17 protein-coding genes are annotated in these 17907 nt (G+C 47.0%); 7 read left to right on the top strand and 10 right to left on the bottom strand.

What is annotated here, in order from left to right:
• The 3 genes from NX720_RS21205 to artM are packed head-to-tail and all read left to right on the top strand — an operon-like array spanning window position 1 to window position 2165.
• A complete protein-coding gene (locus tag NX720_RS21205; RefSeq protein WP_262597299.1) occupies window positions 1–762 on the top strand; it encodes a lysine/arginine/ornithine ABC transporter substrate-binding protein in 762 nt (253 codons plus the stop codon).
• Between the two features lie 9 nt (window positions 763–771).
• The gene (gene artQ, locus NX720_RS21200) at window positions 772–1470 is read left to right on the top strand and encodes an arginine ABC transporter permease ArtQ (RefSeq protein WP_262597298.1); all 699 of its coding nucleotides are present in this window, start codon (window positions 772–774) and stop codon (window positions 1468–1470) included.
• On the top strand, window positions 1467–2165 hold the full coding sequence (gene artM, locus NX720_RS21195; RefSeq protein WP_262597297.1) for an arginine ABC transporter permease ArtM: 699 nt from the start codon (window positions 1467–1469) through the stop codon (window positions 2163–2165). Before artQ ends, artM begins: the two co-directional genes overlap by 4 nt.
• 45 nt (window positions 2166–2210) lie before the next feature.
• Here the strand turns inward: artM and NX720_RS21190 are convergent, their stop codons facing one another.
• Window positions 2211–2648 carry a BTB/POZ domain-containing protein gene (locus NX720_RS21190; protein WP_262597295.1) on the bottom strand — a complete coding sequence of 146 codons (438 nt, stop codon included), beginning with the start codon at window positions 2646–2648 and terminating at the stop codon, window positions 2211–2213.
• Between the two features lie 196 nt (window positions 2649–2844).
• Window positions 2845–3210, bottom strand: a complete 366-nt coding sequence (locus NX720_RS21185; protein ID WP_262597293.1) for a hypothetical protein — start codon at window positions 3208–3210, stop codon at window positions 2845–2847.
• Window positions 3211–3537: 327 nt separating this feature from the next.
• Here NX720_RS21185 and NX720_RS21180 point away from each other — a divergent pair, with 327 nt between their 5' ends.
• Window positions 3538–6978, top strand: a complete 3441-nt coding sequence (locus tag NX720_RS21180; protein WP_262597292.1) for a hypothetical protein — start codon at window positions 3538–3540, stop codon at window positions 6976–6978.
• A gap of 21 nt (window positions 6979–6999) precedes the next feature.
• Here the strand turns inward: NX720_RS21180 and NX720_RS21175 are convergent, their stop codons facing one another.
• From NX720_RS21175 to NX720_RS21140, 8 genes are all read right to left on the bottom strand, one after another.
• Window positions 7000–8979 carry a DNA topoisomerase III gene (locus NX720_RS21175; protein WP_262597291.1) on the bottom strand — a complete coding sequence of 660 codons (1980 nt, stop codon included), beginning with the start codon at window positions 8977–8979 and terminating at the stop codon, window positions 7000–7002.
• A gap of 88 nt (window positions 8980–9067) precedes the next feature.
• A complete protein-coding gene (locus NX720_RS21170) occupies window positions 9068–9757 on the bottom strand; it encodes a hypothetical protein (RefSeq protein WP_262597289.1) in 690 nt (229 codons plus the stop codon).
• Window positions 9758–10125: 368 nt separating this feature from the next.
• Entirely contained in the window at window positions 10126–10839 is a 714-nt protein-coding gene (locus NX720_RS21165; protein WP_262597288.1) for a hypothetical protein, read from the bottom strand.
• A 480-nt stretch (window positions 10840–11319) separates the two neighbouring features.
• Entirely contained in the window at window positions 11320–12009 is a 690-nt protein-coding gene (locus tag NX720_RS21160; protein WP_262597287.1) for a hypothetical protein, read from the bottom strand.
• A gap of 295 nt (window positions 12010–12304) precedes the next feature.
• The gene (locus NX720_RS21155; protein WP_262597284.1) at window positions 12305–12439 is read right to left on the bottom strand and encodes a hypothetical protein; all 135 of its coding nucleotides are present in this window, start codon (window positions 12437–12439) and stop codon (window positions 12305–12307) included.
• A gap of 50 nt (window positions 12440–12489) precedes the next feature.
• Window positions 12490–13203 carry a hypothetical protein gene (locus tag NX720_RS21150; protein WP_262597286.1) on the bottom strand — a complete coding sequence of 238 codons (714 nt, stop codon included), beginning with the start codon at window positions 13201–13203 and terminating at the stop codon, window positions 12490–12492.
• Between the two features lie 404 nt (window positions 13204–13607).
• Window positions 13608–13742, bottom strand: a complete 135-nt coding sequence (locus NX720_RS21145) for a hypothetical protein (RefSeq protein WP_262597284.1) — start codon at window positions 13740–13742, stop codon at window positions 13608–13610.
• 50 nt (window positions 13743–13792) lie between these two features.
• Entirely contained in the window at window positions 13793–14509 is a 717-nt protein-coding gene (locus NX720_RS21140) for a hypothetical protein (protein WP_262597283.1), read from the bottom strand.
• 13 nt (window positions 14510–14522) lie between these two features.
• On the opposite strand from NX720_RS21140, the gene NX720_RS21135 reads away from it, so the two are divergent.
• The 3 genes from NX720_RS21135 to NX720_RS21125 all read left to right on the top strand — a co-directional run bounded on the left by NX720_RS21135 (window position 14523) and on the right by NX720_RS21125 (window position 17866).
• Window positions 14523–14732, top strand: a complete 210-nt coding sequence (locus NX720_RS21135; RefSeq protein ID WP_262597281.1) for a hypothetical protein — start codon at window positions 14523–14525, stop codon at window positions 14730–14732.
• Window positions 14733–14790: 58 nt separating this feature from the next.
• Window positions 14791–16239 (top strand): dGTPase, encoded by a 1449-nt coding sequence (gene dgt / locus NX720_RS21130; RefSeq protein ID WP_262597279.1) that lies wholly within the window; start codon window positions 14791–14793, stop codon window positions 16237–16239.
• Between the two features lie 163 nt (window positions 16240–16402).
• Window positions 16403–17866, top strand: coding sequence for a hypothetical protein (locus tag NX720_RS21125; RefSeq protein ID WP_262597278.1), 1464 nt, complete (start codon window positions 16403–16405; stop codon window positions 17864–17866).
• Window positions 17867–17907 lie beyond the last annotated feature (41 nt).

Below are 17907 nucleotides of genomic sequence, written 5' to 3'. Positions count from 1 at the left end.
ATGAAAAAGTTATACGCCATCGCCATAACTACTGCCGCACTGGCCTTGGGAAGTTTTCAGCTACAGGCCGCTGAAACCATTCGCTTTGGCACAGAAGCCACTTACCCTCCCTTTGAGTTTCTGGACGACAATAATGAAGTGACCGGTTTTGACATTGACCTTGCCAAAGCCATCTGCGCAGAAATAAAAGCAGAGTGTACGTTTAGCACCCAGCCTTTTGACAGCCTGATCCCAGGTCTGAAATATCGTCGTTTTGACGCGGTGATAGCGGGTATGGATATTACCCCGGCGCGCCAGAAACAGGTGGATTTCAGCATGCCTTACTTTGAGAACTCCGCTTCTTTTGTGGCGGCTAAAAATAAGTCATTCAAGTCAGCTAATGACCTGACAGGCAAAGCCGTGGGTGTACAGAATGGTTCAACCTTCCAAACTTACATGATCGATAAATTCGAAAAGCAGGGGGTCACTGTTCGCCCTTATGAAACCATTCAGAACGCTTTTCTGGATATGACCAATGGTCGTCTGGATGCTGTATTCTCTGACACAGCGGTTGCCAATGACTGGCTGCTCGAACAGGGTAAAGGTGATTACAGTCGCATGGGCGAAGTGATCAGGGACGCAGATTATTTCGGTGTCGGCTATGGTATTGCCGTACGTCAGAAAAACCCCCTGAAAAGCAAGATTGATGATGCCCTGACCACGCTGAAGAACAACGGCACCTGGCAGAAGATTCATGACAAGTACTTTCCAGAAGCCAGGTAAGCCGGACTCATGGATGCCTCTTCCCTCATCGACGCGCTTTCGCGCTACTCCGGGCTGTTTCTTGATGCGACACTGATGACTCTGGGGCTGGCTCTGTCAGCCCTGGGGGCTGGCCTGATTCTGGCCCTGGTGTTTGCCCTGGGAGAACTGTCCCGCTTCCGCCCTCTGGCCTGGCTGACAGCACTTGTCGTTACCATTCTGCGCGGCCTGCCAGAATTGCTGATTATTTTCTTTGTCTATTTTGGGTTCACCCACGCCTTCTTTCTACTGACCGATCAGTTTATTGAGCTGAGTCCGTTCACCGCAGGCACCATTGCCCTGTCACTCATCTATTCGGCTTATGCCAGCCAGATTCTAAGGGGAGCCATGCTGTCCGTCGCCAGCGGGCAGAAAGAAGCCGCCAAAGCCCTGGGACTTACTCCACCCCGGACTTTCTTTCGTATTGTGTTGCCTCAGGCATGGCGTCATGCCCTGCCCGGACTGGGCAACCAGTGGCTGGTGCTGTTAAAGGATACGGCGCTGGTCGCCTTGATTGGTATCAACGATATTCTGCGACAGGCACAGCTTATTTCGGTGAAGACTTATGAGCCCTTTACCTGGTACTGCATGGCCGCACTGATTTATCTGGCCATCACACTGCTTAGCCAGAACCTGATAAATCGTATGAAGCAACATTCCAGCCGCTATGTCCGGGAGGTGAAAATATGAGTATGGACACCGAGCTCTCTTACCTGCCCGGACTCTCTTATCTGCCAGAGCTGCTGAAAGGGTTGGGAACTACCCTGGAGCTAACCTTTGCCAGCGTGCTACTCGGCTGCGTTCTGGCACTGCTGTTTACTCTGGTGTTGACACTGCGCATCAAAGTTCTGAACTCACTGGTCAGGCTGCAAATACTGTTATTTACCGGTACACCACTGCTGGTGCAGATTTTTTTAATCTACTATGGCCCGGCACAATTCGACCTGTTTAAAGACAGCCGTCTCTGGCCTCTGCTGAGTGAACCCTGGTTTTGTGCCATGCTGGCCCTGGCGCTGAACAGTGCAGCCTACTCTACCCAGTTATTTAAAGGCGCGATTGACAATGTTGCTCCGGGTGAGTGGGAAGCCTGCTATGCCCTGGGCATGACCAAAGTGCAGGCACTGGGCAAAGTCATTCTGCCCCATGCGATTCGTCGGGCTTTGCCAGCTTATGGCAATGAGATGATTCTGATTATGAAAGGGTCTTCACTGGCCAGTACCATCACCCTGATGGATCTGATGGGGTATGCCTCACGCCTGAATGCACGAACTTACGACACACTCACGGTGTTTACCATGGCCGGTGTCATCTACCTGGCGCTGACGGGGATTATGACGTTACTGGTTCGTTTGCTGGAAAGAAAAGCTTTGGCATTTTCTCGATAAGCCGTCGTTTACAACGCTATAACAGTGCAGGAGAGCGGATTAGAGTCATACAATTTCGTACTCCTGCAATAGCCTTGCTACCTCGACTTCATCTTCTTCAGCAAGATCTCTGTCTTTTGGTTTTATATGATAAAAATGAACTTCAGGCGCATCGATTAGCGGAGTATAAACAGGGTTTGCAAGCTGTGTTCCGGACTGATTGATTGCCAGAAAGCTATTTTCCTTCGAACGATCCCGCTTAATGGGGTAAGCGTGACGGGTTGAATACTGTATTGCTATAGCCAGATCGACTTGCCGTGTAATTAATTGCCCTATCAATGAAGTTCCTTCAGGACTGACAAAAATACATTCTGCGTCAGCTTCCCGCATAGCATTGGGGATTAATGTATTCTCGGTACGTAAAAGAGCGACAAAGCGCCGGTACTTTTTGATCATATCTTCGGTAATATTGGCATGGCCCCAGTTCGTACGCAGCTCAATCATTATCGCAACGATGGAATTGGGAATACAGTTTCTTATGAATTGACGCGGAACGGTCGGAAGCATTGGAGAGTCTACCGTTATTGGACAGGGAAGAAAACAGCCCACTCGTCAATAAAGCTTAAGACTCATTTCCTACGGCATCAAGCCAGGATCATCTTTTTACAGGAAGCCTGTTAACAGGCCTCCCTACTTCGGCTCAGAGTTCCGGCAACTGCCCGGGTTCAGCGATTTCTGAATCTTCAGGCAATTTTACGGGTTGTAACGGTTTGTCTTTCTGGCAAGCCCAACCCCACTCTTCCTGCTGCTTCATAAAGTTTTCTGCTTTCTCTTCACAGAAGCCAATGGCGTAGTTGGCATTCCAGAGCGTTTCTTCACTCTCGACACTGCCTTTTTTGGTGTAACGAACCTCACAGGGAACAGGAGACTCTCTTTGCAGGTAAATCACGTCAATAATACGAGTGTCACGACCGTGCAGGCAGGTGTAGGAATAACTGTCTCCAGCTGTGGCCTGTGCAGAGTAACAGCTTAAACCAATAGCAAGAGCAGTAGCAGCGTGTTTCATTCAGTCAACCTTATAAAAATACCGGTGTAATGTACCATAGTACACGCTACAAATTCATTGACTTGCACGCATCATAGTCGCTCTTTTCAGCTATCTTAGTTTCCATGATTTTTCATCACACCGTAAATACTTCAATCAATAGGAATCAATAACGGTCGGTGAGTCTTTCCCAGTAACAACCAAGAATCAAAAAATTATCCCAGGGTGGCATTTGTGTTGACTTATTACAATACAGTGGCTCAATTACTGAGGCACGGGTTCTTTCTATTCTGTCTTATAACGTCGCCCAGCCAGGTATTAGCGGGGATAATCGATTCAATACCAGTCGTGTTACTTCCCCTGAGTATCAAACACCATGTTAAGCCTTCTGATTTTTTCCAAAAGCCAGCGGCCTCTATACCAGAAGCCATCAGTGTACCAGATAATGGGGACTGCACAGCCGACCCTGTTGTATCCTTTTTGATCGGGCACCATACCGCAAACCTGCATTTAAAAGACACCAACACCTTTCAGTACATTAGGCAGGACGGCCATTGTTATAAACACTGGGTACTCCCGTCTCCGCCTGAGGCCACACCGCCATCGCCCGAAAACACCTGGCAGGCGACACAGAAAATTGCCTGTATCAAGAACAGTATCCACCCAGTGCAAACTATTTTTTTTCCTGATTGCTCCAATGAGGACCTGGATACTGTCCACAAAGGACTTCATGAGCTTTTCCCTGAGCCTTATCCTGTTGATCTGAGCCAGCAAAACAACCATTCCCCTGACTTTTCTGGCTGGTTTCTTCACGAAGAAGTTATATGGTTGAAAGGGGATTCTGAAAATGCGCTTATTATTTCTCCGTCATTGTTCCCGCTGCTCGCCCAGGTCTCAACAACCGTAGAGAATCATTGGCCTGAACTTGTTGCGGGCGCAATCCTGAAAGAGCCCTCTGAACAAACTTATATCAGACGCTTTACCTTTACTAATGATGAGTCGACGGACGATGTTCTGTTAAACCTGCTGGCTCGCCTTTATGGTTACGTGCTTAGTATCAGGGACAGAAGTGGCGAAATTTTTTACATTGTCCGTGGTGATAGTGGCAGTCTTTACCGTATAAGCAGAGCAATGGTACAGCTATGGTTCAGCCAATACTACCAAAGCCTGCTGGATTTCATTATCTTCGGGTGGACTGTCCCCGCTGGCGGTGGGTGGGGCGGGTGGAACTATTATGTTCGGCAAGCACCAAAAAGAAAAAGAGAAGGAGAAGGAGGAGAAGGAGAAAAACACAGGACTCCAAACAAGAAAAAAACTCCGTACACACAAAAGAACAAAGTGGCTCAGACTTCAGGCACAGTAAGAGAGGTGCCCGCGGATGGATACCAGCAATGCAGAAGCAGTCAAATACCAGCCGATAAATCCATTAATGACTGTAATACTGACTCCGTATTCAGCTCATTAATCTCTGAAGTACAAGCTCTCCGTTTAGAAGGACAATTCCAGCATGGGATTGCCAAAATCATACGGATACATCTGATAATGAGAGCAGCAAGCATCACCAGGAACAACCCAAATCGCAAAATTCTCCACGAAACTTTACTCAACCTCTTTAAGGACAGCTACCGCCGAGACGTCAAAACGCAGAAAAACTTCGAGGCAGCATTGGATAATTATCGCTTACTCCGCCTGATGCCCAGAGAGCTTCATCCAGATCCACAGCGCAGTCTCTACCCCCTCCCTTTAGATGAAAAAAAACTCATAACGTCTGAACTTGATCAGTTATTTATACACCTTAGAGATATAAATTTAGATATAGAGCAAAAGCAGATGGTAAAAAAAGAAGCTGAAGCTCTTTATCATCGGTACAGACTGGTAATGTCCAGTGCTTCAAGGAGCAGTCTGGCCATAGCATGGACAAGGTCTCTGCAAACCACGCTCGATAATTCCAAAAAACTCAGCTCTTTTGAGCGCCTTGATTTGCTCCAGTCTGAGATTTTACCAATGGCAGACCTCCTGGGTTTCAAGACAAATGATGCTCCTAGAGTGGCTCATAAGCGAGTTAAAGCTATTCTGTCGACCACTCTGGAAGAAGTAGTGACCTTAATTGAAGAAAACCCACCTTCACTGACGTATCAGCAGTATTCCAAAGTAGTATGGGTTATCGATGCAGCAAAGCAGACTGGATTGCTCGATGAGCATCTGGCTTGCGTTCTGGAAAAGCGGATTGAAACGACGCAAACCGCTGACAGGGTATATCCTGATAGCCTGTTGACTGTGACCTTTACACCGGTCATTGAACCCTATGATGACAGGCTGGAGCCCGTCACCCCCCTCTCGCTTCCGGAACAGCCATTATCTGACTTAATCAGACAGATAGACCATTATCTCTCACAGGGAGCGTTTGGAACAGCTCTTGGACTCATTTCTGAGATATTTCAGCAAAGCAAAGGCGCTGTTTCATCAAACAAAAGCAAGAGAAGACTTGCCAACCAACTGCGCAACGCATTCTGGCCACTGCTTTACGACCTGACCCTACGGGTTAATAATTCAGGCATAACCAGCGACAATGAATTAAGAGTACGGGAAATCAGGGAAAGACTGGGCATATTAGAGCTAATGTTAACGGTTGAACAGAAGCGGGGAATGCAGTGGTTAAGTCATTTATTTCCAGAGCAGGCTGCCCCGTCTTGGCTGGAAGAACTCGAACAGAAAGTTGAGGCAGACAAAGTCTCCGAAGCTCTGCCCATGCTGAAACACCCTCAGATGCGCTCTACCCGTAAAAAGCTGACCAGCAACGATCAGATACGCTTGAAGCAGGTCATTACAATCATTTACCAGCAGCTTTATTCTACCGTCATCGAGCACATTCAGGATATTGACAACCAGAATGTCGATGACTACATCAACTGGCTCGGACGATGGGCTGCCTACATCACCCCACATCCACAATATGAACATGACAGCACCAGCCTCAGGGAGCGACGGGAAATATTCAGGTTCTATCAGGGGCAACTTGAAAAAATTAATACTCTGATCAACAACAGACAATGGCGTGCCGCTTCTGAGTTGCTCACTGCCAACGAGACAGTGCCCGCTGAATATCAACAGCGATGGGCGGACAGTCTAAAAAGAGTTAATGATGAAATTGAACGAAAGCACCAGGATGATCTTAAAGCGTCCATAACAATGACCTCCCATGCTCTACAGGAACTGCGTAAGCTGATCGAATACGCTCAGGCATTCAACTGGATTGATAAAGAAACCAAAGAGAAACCGCTGTTAGCTTCAAACCTCCAAAGTCTTTTAAATCGATACTTTCACGTTCTGCCCCCAGAGTTACAGGTACAATTTAATAGCGGCTTGTACTATGCCCTGAGAGCTCTGGACGAGGGAATAACGGCAAGAGGATTAAACCATCAAAACTGGTTTAACGCTCTCTACAGATTAAGCACGATATGGCAGCTTAGTATTAATAACCAGGACAATAGCTCATCTGAGTTTATAGCCCTGTTTAATAGCGTACAAAGCAGAATATATAATGGATTAACTAAATTATTGAACTTTTATAGTGTATCGACAGCGACCCGCTTTCTGGATCAGAATGCAGACAAACTGACTCAAGACCCCAACGTTGCTCTTTATTTTTCCCAATTTATAGAGCACAAACTGGGAAGAAAGAGAGTTGCCCTGGCACTTTATAAAATACTGAGCGAAAAAACCGTTGACGCTCCAGTCAAGAAATTGTGCGACTGGCACATCAACAGGATTTCAAAAAATCTGGAATAAAGGCAAAAAGCGGTCAGACATTCACTTTTTTTTATCGTTTCTACGTCGTGAGGCGCTTTTACGTGGATATGACTTCTTCCGATAGTTTTTCCGATAAGAACCATCACCCTGGGGAAGCTGGCTGAAGTCAGCGCCCCCTTCACTCAACGCCTGCGTCAGCAAACCGCGCAGTTTATTATCCAGATTCCCCATAAATCCGGCGTAAGTTCCCTTGCGTTCAACAATATCATTAAGGGCAGATTCCCACTGCGCCGTCATATCCGGCTGACCAACGGCATCGGGCAATGCCCTGATTAATGCCTTGCCAGTGGTTGTCGCATGAATTTCTTTGCCCTGTCGGGTGAGAAACTGGCGATTGAAAAGCAGCTCAATAATGCCCGCCCGGGTCGCTTCGGTTCCGAGACCGTCGGTTTCCTTGAGAATCTTGCGAACCTCCGGGTCTTTCACAAAGCGCGCGATGCCAGTCATGGCAGACAATAAGGTAGCATCGGTAAACGCTTTGGGTGGCTGGGTCATTTTGTCTTTGATCTCAGCATCAATGCACTGCACCAAATCACCGCTGCTCAGGTCCGGCAAAAAAGCATTGGATGCTTCACGCTCGTCGCCATTGGCTGAACTGTCAGAACCTTGCTCTTTGCCCGGTCTGACAAACAGGGCTTTCCACCCCTCCTGAACCGTCTGGCGGCTTTTCGCCACAAACAAACCGCCTTCAATAAGCACTTCCAGCCTTCGGGAAGTAAAACGATGATCATCATAAAACTGGGCAACGTATTGCCGGGCAATCAGACTGTAAAGCTGCCGCTGTCGTGTATCCAGTTTGAACAAATCGGTTCGTCGCGAGGTGGGAATAATGGCGTGATGAGCACCCACTTTCTTGTCATTCCAGGCTTTGCTTTTCCGTTCAGGCAACGCCTGATCCACCGCCTTGCTCAGTGATTCATCATTACTGCGAATCGCTGCCAGCACCTCAGGCGATTCCTGCCAGTGCTCAACCGGCAGGTAGCGACAATCGGAACGGGGATAGGTCACCAGTTTTTTTTCATAAAGCTTCTGACAAACATCCAGGGTTTCTTTGGCATTCATCTTCAGCTGTTTAGCCGCATCAATCTGCAATGATGACAACGAATAAGGTAAAGGTGGCAACTCTTTACCCTGTTTATTCAGAGCTTTGCTGATCTCACCCGCTTTGCCTTTTATGCGACCGGCAACATTTTCAGCCAGACGTCTATCCAGAACCCGGCCATCTTCATCCATCCATGGCTGACAGGCTTCGCTGGGCTGCCATTTGGCACGAAACTGAGTATTGTCCTTTGAATTCAGCTGGGCAAACAGATCATAAAAGGGTTTGGCAACAAAGTTTTCCCGTTCCTCGTCCCGCTGAACCACCAGCCCCAGTACCGGTGTCTGCACACGCCCGATGGACAGCAAACCGTTATAACCGGACTTTCTGCCCAGCACCGTATAGGCACGGGTCAGGTTAATCCCGTAAAGCCAGTCGGCACGGGAACGAGCCAGCGCCGAAACGGAAAGCGGTATAAAATGGCTGTTATCCTGTAAACGCTGCAGGGCTCTCTTAACCGCCGAAGCATTCAGGTCATTCACCAACAGCCGTCGCACCTGTTTTTTGCGGGTGGCAGACAGCTTCAGGTAATCCAGCACTTCGTCCACCAGCAACTGCCCTTCCCGGTCAGGGTCGCCTGCGTGGACAATGGTATCAGCAGTTTTCATGAGTTTACGAATCACCGAAAGCTGTTTGCTGACACCTTTGCGGGGCTTGAGTTGCCACTGTTGGGGAACAATAGGCAGATGTTCCAGTTTCCATTGCTTAAAGGCAGGGTCGTACTGGTCAGGTTCCGCCTGTTCCAGAAGATGCCCGACGCACCAGGTGACATAATCACCCTGGGCAGTCTCAATATACCCTTCGTGTTTCTTGTGAGGCTTTGGCAACACATCGGCAATCGCCCGCCCAAGGCTGGGCTTTTCAGCAATAATCAGTCGCATAAAGTCCGTATCGTTGGTTTGAGCGGCTATGATCTCATATTGCTCAGCCCTGTGTTAACCCATTCATAAACTGCCAGATTAACCAGTTTTATCTGCTGTTCTGCTGGAAAAGCAGGTTAATAAAGGGATGAGTCAGCCTCTCCCCCAAGCTGGGATTAAGCTCAGGCAAAGTGTCCGGCGTATTTCCAAAATTACTGGTCGTTGGCTCTACAGGGTTTTCATCCGGAGTTTCCTCTACAGTACTTTCGTTCGGGGCTTTCTCTACAGCGTCTTCGTCCTGAGGTTCTGGTAACTCTTCTTCACCTTCTATTGTATAGAAAAACGGTGATAAGCCTGGCATCAAGAATCTTGCCCTATAGGTTTGTACAAGGACAGAGACAGGAAAACGCCCGCCCACTGTAACATTCCTCGATGATTGAGTAACCGTAAAGCTGTATTCTAAAGACCTGCCATTAGTTGTGTTCACCATACGACGATACCATTCAGTGCTTCGGGGTAACAATTCTCCCGGGAAGGTAACCGGGGTAGCTAACATATCTTCAACAATCTTACTAAATACCTCATCACTAAGTTGTTCAATAACATCACCAAAACGGTCGCAACAAAGACAATCATCATCGTACTCAACACTGTCAGTATCAGAATGGTAAATGAGAATATGAAAATTCTGGCATGTACTTTCAGGATCAACATCAAGATCAAGATAAAAATCAATTGACAGCGCATTTTGAGAATGCATTACCAAAAACAACAATAAGAAAGAAAGTTTTATTTTCAACACTGTCACCTCAATGTATCAATTACTAAGTTTCTTTTTCAGCTTCAACGCTGCGGTCTTTCATACTGAGCTACTCTGTGTTAGCAGATCAGCTACCCTGCCGAATTAAGAGGTTCAGCAGACCGGGCGCGCTTTCTGGCTCTGACCATTCTAGACCGCTGGAAACAAAGTGGAGTATTAAAAATACCAGGCCTTGAAGGTCAGGAGCTGGCTTTCACAGTTCTGGCTAAATCAGGTATGGGAAAAATTTACGACAGGCAACGCTTATTTGCCGGATATCATGCAATCCGCAGCCCATCGTGCCAGCTATGATCTCATATTGCTCAGCCCTGTGTTAACCCATTCATAAATTGCCAGATTAACCAGTTTTATTTGCTGCCCTGCTGGAAAAGTAGGTTCATAAAGGGATTAGTCAGCCTCTCCCACCAGCTGGGATTAAGCCCAGGCAAAGTGTACGGCGTATTTCCAAAATGACTGGTCGTTGGCTCTACAGGGTTTTCATCCGGGTTTTCATCCGGAGTTTCCTCTACAGTACTTTCGTTCGGGGCTTTCTCTACAGCGTCTTCGTCCTGAGGTTCTGGTAACTCTTCTTCACCTTCTATTGTATAGACACCCGTTAAGTCTGGTATTGATAATGTTGCCTGATAGGTTTGTACACGGACAGAGCTTGGAAAATCTCCGTCCTCTATAACACTCCCCAATGATTGAGTAACCGTGAACCTGTATTCTAAAGAATTACCATTAGCTATGTTCACCATACGATTCAATTCAGTGCTTCGGGGTAACGATTCTCCCGAGAAGGTAACCGGGGCACCTAACATATCTTTAACAATGGTACTAAATACCTCTTTAAGTTTTTTAATTTTATAATCAAACGAATAACCACAATGATAACAAATGTGCCAGTCATAAACACTTTCAGTATCAGAATTGTACGTGAGCATATGACAACATTCTCTTATATAATCAACCTCAGGATAAGGATCAGGATCAGGATCAAGATTAATATTAAACTTAATTGACAGCGCATTTTGAGAATGCATTACCAAAAACAACAATAAGAAAGAAAGTTTTATTTTCAACACTGTCACCTCAATGCATCAATTATTAAGTTTCTTTTTCAGCTTCAACGTCTGTGGTCTTTCATACTGAGCTACTCTGTGTTGACAGCCCCTGTTAACAGATCAGCCACCCTGCCGACCAGCATGAACTACCTTCGTAAACTCACCTGTCAGCGCCCACGGTTAAGCTCTGCCGATGTGCAGCGTTATATCCAATGCAGCGGTGCGTAGTCGCCTGACTCATTCCCTTGAGGTTCAACAGACCGGGCGCTTTCTGGCTCTAACCATTCTAGACCGCTGGAAACAAAGTGGAGTATTAAAAACACCTGGTCTTGAAGGTCAGGAGCTGGCTTTTACGAATTTGGTAGAAATGACCTGCCTGCTGCACGATGTAGGGAGGCAGCAGACGATAGTACCTACTGTATCGCTGAGTACCGACTATGGTACTCATATTGCTCAGCCCTGTGTTAACCCATTCATAAACTGCCAGATTAACCAGTTTTATCTGCTGTTCTGCTGGAAGAGTAGGTTCATAAAGGGATTAGCCAGCCTCTCCCAACAGCTGGGATTAAGCTCAGGCAAAGTGTCCGGCGTATTTCCAAAATTACTGGTCGTTGGCTCTATAGGGTTTTCGTCCGGCTCTTCCTCTACAAGGCCTTCGTCCGGGGCTTGCGCTACAGCGTCTTCGTCCTGAGGTTCTGGTAGCACCTCCTGACCTACTATTGCATATACAAATGATGAACCTTGTATCGAGAATGTTGCCACATAGATTTGTACAGGGACATCTGGATAACGTCTGTCCTCTATGACACTATCAAATGTTTGATTAATCTGGAAACTGTACTGTAAAGTTCCACCATTAGCTATGTTCACCATACGATGATTCAATTCAGTGTTTCGGGGTAACGATTCTTCCGAGAAGGTAACCGGGGCACCTAACATATCTCTAACAATGGGCCTAATAACTACCTCACTAAGTTGTTTAACAACATCCTCAAACGAACAGCAGAAACAACCATCGTTGTAATCAAAACTGTCAGTATCAGAATTGTACATGAGAACATGATGACAACACTGGCATGTACGCTCAGGTCTAGGATCAACATCAAGATCTATCTCAAAATCAATTGACAGCGCATTTTGAGAATGCATTACCAAAAACAGCACTAAGAAAGAAAGCTTCATTTTCAACACTGTCACCTCAATACATCAATCATCAAGTTTCTTTTTCAGCTTCAACGTCTGTGGTCTTTCATACTGAGCTACTCTGTGTTGACAGCCCCTGTTAACAGATCAGCCACCCTGCCGACCAGCATGAACTACCTTCGTAAACTCACCTGTCAGCGCCCACGGTTAAGCTCTGCCGATGTGCAGCGTTATATCCAATGCAGCGGTGCGTAGTCGCCTGACTCATTCCCTTGAGGTTCAACAGACCGGGCGCTTTCTGGCTCTGACCATTCTAGACCGCTGGAAACAAAGTGGAGTATTAAAAACACCTGGCCTTGAAGGTCAGGAGCTGGCTTTTACGAATTTGGTAGAAATGACCTGCCTGCTGCACGATGTAGGGAGGCAGCAGACGATACTGCCTACTGTATCGCTGAGTACCGACTATGGTACTCATATTGCTCAGCCCTGTGTTAACCCATTCATAAACTGCCAGATTAACCAGTTTTATCTGCTGTTCTGCTGGAAGAGTAGGTTCATAAAGGGATTAGCCAGCCTCTCCCACCAGCTGGGATTAAGCTCAGGCAAAGTGTCCGGCGTATTTCCAAAATTACTGGTCGTTGGCTCTACAGGGTTTTCGTCCGGAATTTCGCCTACAGCCCCTTCGTCCGGCTCTTCCTCTACAACGCCTTCGTCCGGGGCTTGCGCTACAGCGTCTTCGTCCTGAGGTTCTGGTAGCACCTCCTGACCTACTATTGCATATACAAATGATGAACCTTGTATCGAGAATGTTGCCACATAGTTTTGTACAGGGACATCTGGATAACGTCTGTCCTCTATGACACTATCAAATGTTTGATTAATCTGGAAACTGTACTGTAAAGATCCACCATTAGCTATGTTCACCATACGATGATTCAATTCGGTGTTTCGGGGTAACGATTCTTCCGAGAAGGTAACCGGGGCACCTAACATATCTCTAACAATGGGTCTAACTACCTCACTAAGTTGTTTAACAACATCATCAAACGAACAGCAGCGACAATCATCGTCGTAATCAAAACTGTCAGTATCAGAATTGTACGTGAGAATATGATGACAATGATGGCACGTATACCAAGGTCTAGGATCAACATCAAGATCAATGTCAAAATCAATTGACAGCGCATTTTGAGAATGCATTACCAAAAACAACAAGAGGAAAGAAAGCTTCATTTTCAACACTGTCACCTCAATGCATCAATTATTAAGGGAAGCAGCAGAACATAATATACCGCTGTTGGCGGTTGGCTGTACGAGCAGCTAATAGCCAAAAGCCAACAGCCAGGTAAGTTATTGAATGCTGCGCCCCTAAGTTTCTTTTTCAGCTTCAACGTCTGTGGTCTTTCATACTGAGCTACTCTGTGTTGACAGACCCTGTTAACAGATCAGCCACCCTGCCGAATTAACCAGCATGAACTACCTTCGTAAACTCACCTGTCAGCGCCCACGGTTAAGCTCTGCCGATGTGCAGCGTGATATCCAATGCAGCGGTGCGTAGTCGCCTGACTCATTCCCTTGAGGTTCAACAGACCGGGCGCTTTCTGGCTCTGACCATTCTAGACCGCTGGAAACAAAGTGGAGTATTAAAAACACCTGGCCTTGAAGGTCAGGAGCTGGCTTTTACGAATTTGGTAGAAATGACCTGCCTGCTGCACGATGTAGGGAGGCAGCAGACGATACTGCCTACTGTATCGCTGAGTACCGACTATGGTACTCATATTGCTCAGCCCTGTGTTAACCCATTCATAAACTGCCAGATTAACCAGTTTTATCTGCTGTTCTGCTGGAAGAGTAGGTTCATAAAGGGATTAGCCAGCCTCTCCCACCAGCTGGGATTAAGCTCAGGCAAAGTGTCCGGCGTATTTCCAAAATTACTGGTCGTTGGCTCTACAGGGTTTTCGTCCGGAATTTCGCCTACAGCCCCTTCGTCCGGCTCTTCCTCTACAACGCCTTCATCCGGGGCTTGCGCTACAGCGTCTTCGTCCTGAGGTTCTGGTAGCACCTCCTGACCTACTATTGCATATACAAATGATGAACCTTGTATCGAGAATGTTGCCACATAGATTTGTACAGGGACATCTGGATAACGTCTGTCCTCTATGACACTATCAAATGTTTGATTAATCTGGAAACTGTACTGTAAAGATCCACCATTAGCTATGTTCACCATACGATGATTCAATTCAGTGTTTCGGGGTAACGATTCTTCCGAGAAGGTAACCGGGGCACCTAACATATCTCTAACAATGGGTCTAACTACCTCACTAAGTTGTTTAACATCATCATCATCAAACGCACGGCAGAAATAATCATCGTCGTAATCAAAACTGTCAGTATCAGAATTGTACGTGAGAATATGATTACAACAATGGCATGTACGCCAAGGTATAGGATCAACATCAAGATCAATGTCAAAATCAATTGACAGCGCATTTTGAGAATGCATTACCAAAAACAACAAGAGGAAAGAAAGCTTCATTTTCAACACTGTCACCTCAATGCATCAATTATTAAGGGAAGCAGCAGAACATAATATACCGCTGTTGGCTGTTGGCTGTTGGCTGTTGGCTGTTGGCTGTTGGCGGTTGGCTGTTGGCGGTTGGCTGTACGAGCAGCTAATAGCCAAAAGCCAACAGCCAGGTAAGTTATTGAATGCTGCGCCCCTAAGTTTCTTTTTCAGCTTCAACGTCTGTGGTCTTTCATACTGAGCTACTCTGTGTTGACAAACCCTGTTAACAGATCAGCCAGCCTGCCGAATTAACCAGCATGAACTACCTTCGTAAACTCACCTGTCAACGCCCACGGTTAAGCTCTGCCGATGTGCAGCGCGATCTGGTGACCGAAACCGAAAGCAACCGGGGCCGGATTATTCAGTCTGCCGCCATTCGTCGATTACAGCAGAAAACCCAGGTTTATCCGCTGGAATCCAATGCAGCGGTGCGTAGTCGCCTGACGCATTCCCTTGAGGTTCAGCAGACCGGGCGCTTTCTGGCTCTGACCATTCTAGACCGCTGGAAACAAAGTGGAGTATTAAAAACACTCGGTCTTGAAGGTCAGGAGCTGGCTTTCACTAACCTGGTAGAAATGGCCTGCCTGCTGCACGATGTGGGCAACCCTCCCTTTGGTCACTTTGGCGAGGCGGCCATCAGCCGCTGGATGGAAGATCATGCGGAGCAGTGCCACGATCAGTCCATGCAGCGAACATCCGGCAAAGATACCCTGTTCCAGACCACCCTGCTGCCCGACCTTTGTGTGTTTGAAGGCAATGCTCAGGGTTTGCGCATTATCCATCATTTGCAGAACCTTAATCTGACTTACTCCCAGATGGCGGCGCTGATCAAGTATACCCGCCCTCCTTACGAACCGGCTCCAACCAGGGGGGAACCCTGTTTTTATCGTAAGAAGAAACCCGGTTTCTATTACTCGGAAGCTACTCTGGTTCGTCAGATGCAACAGCATCTGCATATTAACGAAGGCTGTCGTTTTCCCCTGGTCTATATCATGGAGGCAGCAGACGATATTGCCTACTGCATAGCCGATCTGGAAGATGCCCTGGATAAAGGCATATTGTCGTTAAAAGAGTTGCAGTTCTGGCTGAATCAGGTATGGAGCGAATTTACGACAGGTAACGCTTATTTGCCGGATATCATGCAATCCGCAGCCCATCGTGCCGGTACTAACGAACATGAGTTCATTGTACGCCTGCGAACCCGGCTGGTCAGAGACCTGGTTGACTATGCCGCTAACCGCTATATCAACAAACACGACGAAGTCTTTGCAGGAAGTCTGGATGAGCCCTTAATTGAAGGGGGATCGAACCAGCATCTTGCCCTGCAAACACTCAAGACAGTAGCGGTACGGCATGTATTCACCAGCATGGAAAAGGAAACGCCCGAGCTACGGGGCTACGCAGCACTGATTGGCTTGCTGGACAAATTCAAGCCCCTGTTAACGCTTCAGCCTGATCAGTTCCAGCGCATTGTCGCACAGGATGACCACCAGCATTTTATCGAGCAGCGTCTTTACCATCGCCTGTCGAGAAAACATAAAGCCGCTTATTGCCGGGCAGTGGAAACACTTGCAACCCAAAACTTAAGTGCAATCGATTATCAGGACCTGGAGTGGTATTACCGTACTCGCCTGTTAATCGATTATGTTAGCGGTATGACCGATCATTTTGTTGTGGATGAATTTCAGAGCCTCTCCGCAATTTAAAACATTCCTGTGAAGAGGGTGTAGCGTGCCTTTCATTCAAAGCCTTTCTACCTTTTAATCCCAACAATAACAATAAAGCTTGCAAAAAACGCAGGTTGCGTTCATAGGCTAAACTGACCGCCAGATCAATAAAACAACATAAAATAATGCAGGCATCATACTTATGGTAATTCGATCCTCGTCTGGCTTTATGAACGGCCTTGTGGCGTTCAGGGTAGCGATCAAACTTATTTTTGCGCCCTTCCTCCTATATCTGATGGCAGCACCTTTACAAGCGGGTTATCCGCTTACTCTGACTATCTATAGACTAAATGAGAAAGCCGGCCAGCTGAGCCAGAAAACAGAAAGAAGAGTTCGACAATTTAACCCAACATTTTTGCGCCAGCTCGTTGTCGACCAACCAGATGAGCCAGCAGACAAAAAAGAATATGCGACCTACAAGCTGATCCAAGAGCTAGATACAAATCAGGGCAATCTCCTTCAGATAAGTCAACGTATCAGAGCAGAACTGGATCAACACTATGATTTCAATCTATACCCTCTGAGAAACTCAGCGACCGGAACTCACTTCAGCGGCCCTGGGGGTAGAGCCTCTATTTTTGATTCCAATGACCGCCTTACCAATATCCAGCTTCAACAAACCCCTGAAAATGTTTATCTTTTTTATGGTGATGCCCTTTACTATCCACCAGCCAACCAGACTTCGGCTGATCCACTGCTTGACGTGATGGCAACCATTCAGGAAGAGTTCAGTTTTCACCATTTCACCGATGGTCTTTATTTTAGAGCGCTTTTAGACCACCATTCCAGCCTGGCTGAACAAGGCGAATTTCATAGTGGCATTCTCGCTGTAGATAGAGACTATACCATTTTTGCGCTGAGTGGCTTACGGAGAATATCTTCAGAGCAACCCGCGCAACAGCAAGTTTCACAGAGAGATATCCTCGGCTTTGTTTTTGAACGAAGGAATCGCTTAAACAACTCACTGATCGCAAGCTACTTTGTGGAAGTTAACAACACACCACTGCGCCGATCATCACCCTCAGTCCCCCGTAGCAACAGAGGCTCATTAGGGGCTGGCAGACAGCTCCAGATTGGCTCCCCCACTCAAAGAAGTGAATTTTTGCCACCAATCAATGAAGGTGATCGTCATTACGACTCTATACATATTGATCCGGCATTATTAGATGAAACGACACGTGATAGGCAGCGTTTAAACTCATATGACAGTGGCGGTTCTTATGCTGGCAGCCCCACCATATCTCCACTGAGCCCATGGACTTCATCCCAGACAATTCAGATCAACAACAGAGGATTGTCACCTGCTCATCATAACAGTCCAGGCCATCTTGAAGGCTGGTCAAGCCGAACCGTGAATATAGCCAGCAGTGCTTCATCAGGATTCTCGGAAGGTTCATTGGGCAGCCCACCTTCTGAAAATCAGGGCTATGTTAATACAGAGGACGCTATTTTGGGAGAAACACGCCGACGCCCTCAGCGGGGAAGGCGCTCTGCCCGGAACCAGGTTTATGAACCAGCTACACCTTCATCAAATGAACACCCGGACCACTGTAACATTGAAGTTAACCACTGCTGCGATTGCATGCTTAATGAGGCTTTCGAATAACTTACTACTGCCTCAATGATGTGCTTGACTTGGTAATGAAC

Source organism: Endozoicomonas euniceicola (genome assembly GCF_025562755.1).
Lineage (GTDB): Bacteria > Pseudomonadota > Gammaproteobacteria > Pseudomonadales > Endozoicomonadaceae > Endozoicomonas_A > Endozoicomonas_A euniceicola.
This window is presented reverse-complemented; position numbering and strand designations above follow the sequence as displayed.

Coding starts and splice junctions, on each gene's coding strand:
- NX720_RS21205 (WP_262597299.1), top strand. CDS start 1: ATGAAAAAGTTATACGCCATCGCCATAACTACTGCCGCACTGGCCTTG.
- artQ (WP_262597298.1), top strand. CDS start 772: ATGGATGCCTCTTCCCTCATCGACGCGCTTTCGCGCTACTCCGGGCTG.
- artM (WP_262597297.1), top strand. CDS start 1,467: ATGAGTATGGACACCGAGCTCTCTTACCTGCCCGGACTCTCTTATCTG.
- NX720_RS21190 (WP_262597295.1), bottom strand. CDS start 2,648: ATGATTGAGCTGCGTACGAACTGGGGCCATGCCAATATTACCGAAGAT.
- NX720_RS21185 (WP_262597293.1), bottom strand. CDS start 3,210: ATGAAACACGCTGCTACTGCTCTTGCTATTGGTTTAAGCTGTTACTCT.
- NX720_RS21175 (WP_262597291.1), bottom strand. CDS start 8,979: ATGCGACTGATTATTGCTGAAAAGCCCAGCCTTGGGCGGGCGATTGCC.
- NX720_RS21155 (WP_262597284.1), bottom strand. CDS start 12,439: ATGAGTACCATAGTCGGTACTCAGCGATACAGTAGGCAGTATCGTCTG.
- NX720_RS21145 (WP_262597284.1), bottom strand. CDS start 13,742: ATGAGTACCATAGTCGGTACTCAGCGATACAGTAGGCAGTATCGTCTG.
- NX720_RS21135 (WP_262597281.1), top strand. CDS start 14,523: ATGCATCAATTATTAAGGGAAGCAGCAGAACATAATATACCGCTGTTG.
- dgt (WP_262597279.1), top strand. CDS start 14,791: ATGAACTACCTTCGTAAACTCACCTGTCAACGCCCACGGTTAAGCTCT.
- NX720_RS21125 (WP_262597278.1), top strand. CDS start 16,403: ATGGTAATTCGATCCTCGTCTGGCTTTATGAACGGCCTTGTGGCGTTC.